The following is a 6,788-nucleotide window of genomic DNA, read 5'->3' as shown; positions in this document are numbered from 1 at the left end:
CCGCTGGCCGTAACCGAGCCGTATCTCCACCGCCGTGGCCCCGCGCGCATGCCGGGCGACATTGGTCAGCGATTCCTGCACGATCCGGAACGCGGCGAGATCGGCCGCGGCGTGCAGCGGCCGTGCCCGCCCGCGGCTGTGCACCTGCACATCGAGCCCCGCCGGCCTGGCGGCGGTCACCAGTTCATCGAGGCGGGCGAGACCCGGAGCGGGCTGGGTCGGTGACGCCTCGTCGACCTGACGCAGCACCCCGAGCGTGGCGCGCAGCTCCCGCAGTGCTTCCCGGCTGGTCTCCTTGATGGTGGCCAGTGCCTCCTCGGCCTGCCCCGGGTCCTTCCTCAACCGGTGCAGGGCGGCACCGGCCTGCACATTGATCAGCGAGATGTTGTGCCCGATGACGTCGTGCAGCTCTCGTGCGATCCGCAGCCGCTCCTCGCCTGCCCGCCGCCGCGCCTCCTCCTGCGCGTAGGCGTGCCGCCGGTGCCGCATCGTGCCGAGCGCCACCACCGCGACCAGCCAGCCGGTGAGCATGAAGACGACGACGGTGTTGGTGTCTTCGTTGCCGGCCTGCTTTCCCACCCCCACCCCGAGGACGGCAGCGGCCGCGAGGGCGACGGCCGCCTGCAGCCGGCCCTCGGCAGCCACGGAGTAGAGCGCGACGATCACGGCGACCAGCAGCGGACCGTCCTGCTCGCTGGTGAGATAGTAGGCGGCGGTGGCGACCAGCACACACACCGCGACAGCCACCGGGTACCGCCGCCGGAAGTACAGCAACACGCAGGCGGCCACGCTCAGTACCGCGTCGAGGACGAGGACGGGGACGGGCCCGGGTTCGGCCGGGTCGCGGAGCAGGGACGCCAGGCTCCAGACGGCCACCAGCAGCAACACCCCGCACGCCGACGCCAGGTCCGCCGTGCGGCCGCGGGGCAACCACGGCCGCAGCCGCTGCGGGGTGTCAGGTGCCATGCGACCAGCCTAGGCAGCCGCGGTGGCCTGCGCAGTGGCCGGGACGGCGACTTGTGGGCGTCCCGGCCGCAACCCCGGTCGTACACCTCGGCTGCGCGGCGCCAACTGGTGGGGTACGGGCTGTCCGCCGGCAACGGCACTCCGGCTCGGCTCCTGTCCCCGCCGTTCCCGCCGCGTCCGCCGCGTCCGCCGCGACGACGCAAGGTGCCGGGAGGATCGGCCGGTCGGCGGCCGTGCGGCGTCAGGAGGCCGACGGCAGCCGCACCGCCCGGCGGCGCAGCGCGAAGGCGGCGGGTACCACCGCGCACAGCACGGCTGCCACCGCGCAGGCTCCCAGTACAGCGGTGAGCGCCGCCCAGGGGAGCTGGATCGGCGTCCAGACCGACAGCAACGCCAGGGCGACCCAGATGCCCGCCAGGTTGACTCCGGCGACCGCGATCCCCAGCACGCCACCGACCGCGACCACCATCAGGGCCTCGGCTGCCACGGTTCGCAGCACCTGCCACCGGGTGGCGCCGCTCAACCGCAGCAGAGCGAGTTCACGCGCCCGGTCCCACGTCGACATGACCATGGTGTTGGCCAGCGCGATGACCGTGTACAGCAGAGCGATACCGAGGACGACGAGGAAGCCCGCCCGGGTGGTGCGGTCGGTCGCGGGGTAGGTGGCCCGGACCCATTCCCGCGCGGTGAGCACCCGACCGTCGGACTTGGGTACGGCTCGGCCGAGTTCATCGGCCACCGCGGCGGCGTCGGCCCCGTCCTCGAGCCGTACCTCGACCCGGTCGACCGGCGCGTGGCGGGCGTTGCGCGGGGTGACGTAGGCGCCGTTGTCGCCGGTTCCCGTGGTCATGACCGCGGCGATCCGCAGCGACCTCCTGGTGCCGTCGCCCAGCCAGACCGTCACGCGCTCCCCCACCGTGTGGTGCGTCCACTCCTCGTTGACGATGATCGAGTCGTCGTCGACATCGCTCACGTCGCCGGCAGCGAGCGGCAGCCGGGTGGTGGCCCGGAGCCGGGCGGGGTCACCGGCCCGGGCGGGCGACTTGATCAGCGCCACCCCCTCCTCCAGCGTGTAGACGGCGCTGGAGGAGGTCGGGGAGATGTCGGTGCCGGCGACCCGGCGCAGCCGCTGGAGCGTCGCCTGGTCGAAGCCGCCTTCTTCGGTGGGGGTGACGACGAAGTCGGCCGCGGTAGCGGTGCGATTCTCGGTGGCCTTCGCCGCGTTCAACGTCGCCGTCGCTCCCAGCAGGGAGCCTGCCAGAGCCACCGTGACCAGCACGGGCGCCGCGAGGGCCGCCGTCCGTCCGGCCCGGGTGTCGGCGTTCTGCCGCATCAGCATTCCCACCGCGCCCGGCAGCCGGGCGGGAAGCCAGGCGATCAACCGGGTCAGCGGGCGGACCAGCAGCGGGGCCAGCAGCGCCACCCCGGTGATCAGCAGCATGGGCCGGGTGACGTACGTCTTGCGGTGCAGCAGGTCGCCGGGGTCGGCGGCCAGGGAAACCGCGAGGGTCCCGGCAGCGGCCAGCAGCAGGACCGTACCGCACACCGCGCGGCTCATCGGCAGGGCGCGGGATTCCACGGAGGCTTCCCGCAAGGCCTCGGTCGGCGCGGTGCGGCCGGCCCGCCAGGACGCGACGACCGCCCCGCCGAAGGCCACCAGCAGCCCGGTCCAGAAGGCGACGTGGTACGGCCAGACGTGGTCCTGGATGGTGAACCAGCGCGGTGCCAGATCCTGGTCGACCACCCAGCGGGCGAGCACCGGTGCGCCCCGGGCGCCGAGAGCGCAGCCGACCGCCGAAGCGGCGGCACCGACGAGCAGCGCCTCGAAGAGCACCGTGCGGCGGACCTGGGCCGGGGTGGCTCCCGCCATGCGCAGCAGCCCGAACTCGCGGCGGCGCTGGGCCACCGCGAACGCGAAGGTGGAGGCCACCACGAACACCGAGACGAAGGCGGCGACACCGCCTGCCGTGCCGAACAGGGCGTTCATCGCTGTGACGGCCTCACTGTCCCGCTCAGGGTCCGGGTCGGCGAACCGGCGGGCGTCCCCGGTGAGGACCCGTACGCCCTCACTGCCGTGGACCGCCGCGCGTACGGCAGCCGGATCGTCGGTGTCGACGACCAGTTGGAGGCTGCGCGGCGCCAGCGCGGCAGCGCGCCGGTCGGTGTAGAAGACGGCCTTCTCGAAGCCGAGCCCTCCCACGACGCCGACGACCCGTACGGCTCCGTCTGCGGTGGGCAGCCGCTCGCCGGGCTGTACCGGCCGACCGCCGCGCCGGGTCCAGTCCTCGCTGACGACCACCTCGTCGCCCGCCCGGGGCTCGCGTCCCTGCTCCAGGTGGTACGGGGCGAATGCGGCGGTTGACCAGGGGTGGCCCACCAGGTCGCCGGGGCCGCCGTCGACCGGGACATCGAACGACCGGTCCTCCACGACCCGCCCCAGCTTCTTCAGCCGGGTCTTGACCCGGTCGGGGACGGCGCGGGGCTGCGCCAGCTCATGGGTGCGCTCTCCGATCGAGGTGGGCACGCTGAGGGTGTCCGCGCCCTTGACGACCACGGGGGCCGCGGCGAATCTCTCCGGCTCGCGCTCCGGAGCCTGCAATGACGACGCCAGCGCCAGCCCCATGACGGCGAGCAGCCCCACGCCGAGCGCCAGCGCGACGAAGCTGCCGACGAACCCGGCCCAGCGGGTGCGCAGGGTGGTCAGCGCGATGTTCAGCACGCCAGGTCCTCCAGCTCCGCCATCTGCGCGGCGATCTCCTGGGCGGACGCCGCACACAGCTCTCCGTCGACCCGGCCGTCGACGAGGAAGACCACGCGGTCGGCATAGGAGGCGGCGACCGGGTCGTGGGTGACCATGACGGTGGTCCGCCCCTCGTCGCGGACCATGTCGCGTAGCAGCGTGAGGACCTCGCGGCTGGTCTGCGAGTCGAGGGCTCCGGTCGGCTCGTCACCGAAGAGCACCTGCGGGCGGGTGATCAGCGCGCGGGCCAGCGCGACCCGCTGCTGCTGGCCACCGGACAGCTCCGAAGGCCGATGCCGCACCCGCTCCCCGAGTCCGACCTGCTCCAGTACCTCCCGTATCCGGGCGGGGGCCGGTCGACGGCCGGCGAGCCGCAGCGGAAGGGCAACGTTCTGCCCGGCGGTCAGGGACGGCAGCAGATTGAACGCCTGGAAGACGAAGCCGATCTGCCGGCGGCGCAGGAGCGTCAGCCGGGTCTCGCTCAACCCCGTCAGCTCGGTCCCGCCCACGGCGACCGAGCCCGATGTGGGCCGGTCGAGACCGGCGGCGCACTGCAGCAGCGTGGACTTGCCCGAGCCGGAAGGCCCCATGACCGCGGTGAACGTGCCGTGCTGGAAGTCGAGCGAGACCTCGTCGAGGGCAGTGACGGCGCCACCGCCTGTGCCGTATCGGCGGGTGACGTGCCGCAGCTGGACCGCTTCGTGAGCCATGTATCCGTCCTGACGTACTCGTGATGGTGGCCGCGCGCACTGTCGCCGCACGCGTCGGGCGCCCGGGGGCGGGGCACCGGGAGATCGGCTCCGCGGCAGGCGCTGGAGCCGCGAGGCGGTCACAGCATTGCAGAGAAAGTTCTGCAGAGGAAGCTCTGCAGAGGAACGTCTGCGCTAGGGTCGGTATATGACCGAGCCACTGGAAGAGGACGGCCCCGCCGCCGTCCAGCAGTCGCCTCGCACCGTCAGCGACCCCGCGACCCTCAAGGCGCTGGCCCACCCGCTGCGCCGCAAGATCCTTCGCCGGCTGGCCACCGAAGGCCCCGCGACGGCCACCGCACTCGCCGCCGTACTCGGCGAGAACACCGGGACGCTCAGCTACCACCTGCGCCAGCTGGAGCGAGCCGGCTTCATCGAGGACGACCCCGACCACTCGGCGAACAGCCGCGAGCGCTGGTGGCGGGGAGTGCGTGGACTGGACGTGCGGCGCCCGCCCCAGGCCGACCTGTCGGCCGCCGAACGCGCCGTGGTCGGCGAACTGGACCGGCTGCGCATGGAGGAGGACATCGAACTGGTCCACCACTACACCCTCCAGCCACCCGAGGAGGAGTGGGGGCGCGGATCACGCAGCACCCTGCATCTCACCCGGGAGGAAGTGCAGCAGTTCCACGACGCGTATCTGGAGCTGCTGCGGCGCTTCCAGCGGCCCCGCGACGACGCCGGGCCTGGCGCACGGCCGGTCGCCGTCCGCTGGTTCACCGTTCCACTCGACGACCCGGAGCAGTGACAGCTCGACGCCTTCGAGCATCTCGGGAAGCGTCACCACCTCGGCCGCGCATGCGGCTCACGCGATGAAGACCGCGCGCGGCCGAGGCGGGAGAAGAATGTACGATGGCGCTTAGTAGAAACGCCTACCGATCGAAACTCCCGGTCTCAAGGGAGCTGCTGGAGACCTCCTTCATCGGCTTTCAGCTGCAATGTCCGGAAATACAAGACTTGCCGCTCCCGCTCATCCGCTGTGTCGGGAAACACATCGAAAGCACCGAGACACGGACAAGATCTTCTGCCGGATCGTCAAGAACCTTTGCGGCGCGAGTTCTTCGGAATACGGCCCCGATTCGCCACTTTACGCTCAGAAAATGATCCACCGCATAGCGTTGATGAATTGCGAGATCATTTTCCGGAAGCGGCCCGCAGGTGAATCGAGCGCCTTGATCCGGGCAATCCATTATGTTTCCGTGTCCTCGCTCCGGCCTCCGTAAACGGCCGGAGTTCCCATGCCGGGGCGCCGAATCCTGCCGCCCGGCGAGGGAAATTCGCACCAGAACCGCGCGGCAGGAGCGGGGGACCCAGGTAAGTGCCGTACCGCATCCAGCGGCCCGGCTAGGGGTGAAGCCATGCCCGTAGCGCCCTCGCGCACGGGAATGGCCGGGCCACTCCAGCCCGAATCCGACAGCTCACCTCGCAGGCGCTAGGAGAGGACACCCCCATGTCTCGTGGCCGTCATGCCCGTCATCCGCTCAGCGCCCGCAGCATTTCCCGGCTTTCGATCGTCCTGGTCGCCGGCGGTGCGGGAATCGCCGCTCCCCTGCTGACCGCGGGCAGCGCGCACGCCGCCCCCGCCCCGGCCAAGGTGCAGCAGCAGGCGCAGTCCGCCCAGGCGGCTGCGCAGACGAAGACCGAGCAGGAGCCCAGCTCCTACACCGTCGTCAGCGGCGACACCCTGTACAAGATCGCCGTGGACCACGACATCAAGGGCGGCTGGTCCACCCTGTACAAGGCCAACAAGGAGACGATCGGCGGCGACGCCGACCTGATCCGCCCCGGTCAGAAGCTGACCCTGGACACCGCCTCCGCGCCCGCCGAGCGGAGCAGCAACTCCGAGCGGGCCGACCGCAGCTCGGCCGAGCGGACCGGCAGCGTGCACAAGACCCAGTCGACCAACCTGGACGGCTGGATCAACGAGGCGCTGACCATCATGAAGCAGCACGGCATCCCGGGCACCTACGACGGCATCCACCGCAACATCATCCGGGAGTCCGGCGGTGACCCGAACGCCATCAACAACTGGGACATCAACGCCCAGAACGGCACTCCGTCCATCGGCCTGCTCCAGGTGATCAAGCCGACCTTCGACGCCTACCACGTCGAGGGCACCGTCTACGACCAGCGCGACCCGGTCGCCAACATCGTCGCGGCCTGCAACTACGCGGCGGACCGCTACGGTTCGATCGACAACGTCAACGGCCCTTACTGAGCCGTAACCCCGATCGCGGCGGCTGCCCCTCACCCTCACCGGGTGACGGGCAGCCGCCGCGTCGTTTCCGGGCACGGCGGGCCGCCGGCTTCGGGGCCGCGCGGCTCGGGCGACG

At 71.7% G+C, this 6,788-nt stretch carries 5 protein-coding genes and 1 riboswitch; of the genes, 2 read left to right on the top strand and 3 right to left on the bottom strand.

The genetic code is table 11. The features are described 5' to 3' along the window. From KBY19_RS29425 to KBY19_RS29415, 3 genes are all read right to left on the bottom strand, one after another. On the bottom strand, window positions 1-966 hold a 966-nt coding region (locus KBY19_RS29425; RefSeq protein WP_210967055.1), incomplete at its 3' end, for a sensor histidine kinase. Window positions 967-1,207: 241 nt separating this feature from the next. Next, a complete protein-coding gene (locus tag KBY19_RS29420) occupies window positions 1,208-3,685 on the bottom strand; it encodes an FtsX-like permease family protein (RefSeq protein WP_210967054.1) in 2,478 nt (825 codons plus the stop codon). Continuing rightward, window positions 3,679-4,416: an ABC transporter ATP-binding protein gene (locus tag KBY19_RS29415; RefSeq protein WP_099885848.1), complete on the bottom strand. Its 738-nt coding sequence runs from the start codon at window positions 4,414-4,416 to the stop codon at window positions 3,679-3,681. Before KBY19_RS29415 ends, KBY19_RS29420 begins: the two co-directional genes overlap by 7 nt. A gap of 187 nt (window positions 4,417-4,603) precedes the next feature. Here KBY19_RS29415 and KBY19_RS29410 point away from each other — a divergent pair, with 187 nt between their 5' ends. Continuing rightward, on the top strand, window positions 4,604-5,203 hold the full coding sequence (locus KBY19_RS29410) for a helix-turn-helix domain-containing protein (RefSeq protein ID WP_210967053.1): 600 nt from the start codon (window positions 4,604-4,606) through the stop codon (window positions 5,201-5,203). 522 nt (window positions 5,204-5,725) lie between these two features. Next, window positions 5,726-5,901: riboswitch (cyclic di-AMP (ydaO/yuaA leader) on the top strand. 4 nt (window positions 5,902-5,905) lie between these two features. Next, on the top strand, window positions 5,906-6,673 hold the full coding sequence (locus KBY19_RS29405) for a LysM peptidoglycan-binding domain-containing protein (protein WP_099885846.1): 768 nt from the start codon (window positions 5,906-5,908) through the stop codon (window positions 6,671-6,673). The last annotated feature ends 115 nt before the right edge of the window (window positions 6,674-6,788 follow it).

This window comes from Streptomyces sp. B15, from assembly GCF_018070605.1.
GTDB classification, from domain to species: Bacteria; Actinomycetota; Actinomycetes; order Streptomycetales; family Streptomycetaceae; genus Streptomyces; species Streptomyces smyrnaeus.
The sequence above is the reverse complement of the archived record's forward strand: the minus strand, read 5'-3'. Positions and strand labels throughout refer to the sequence as shown.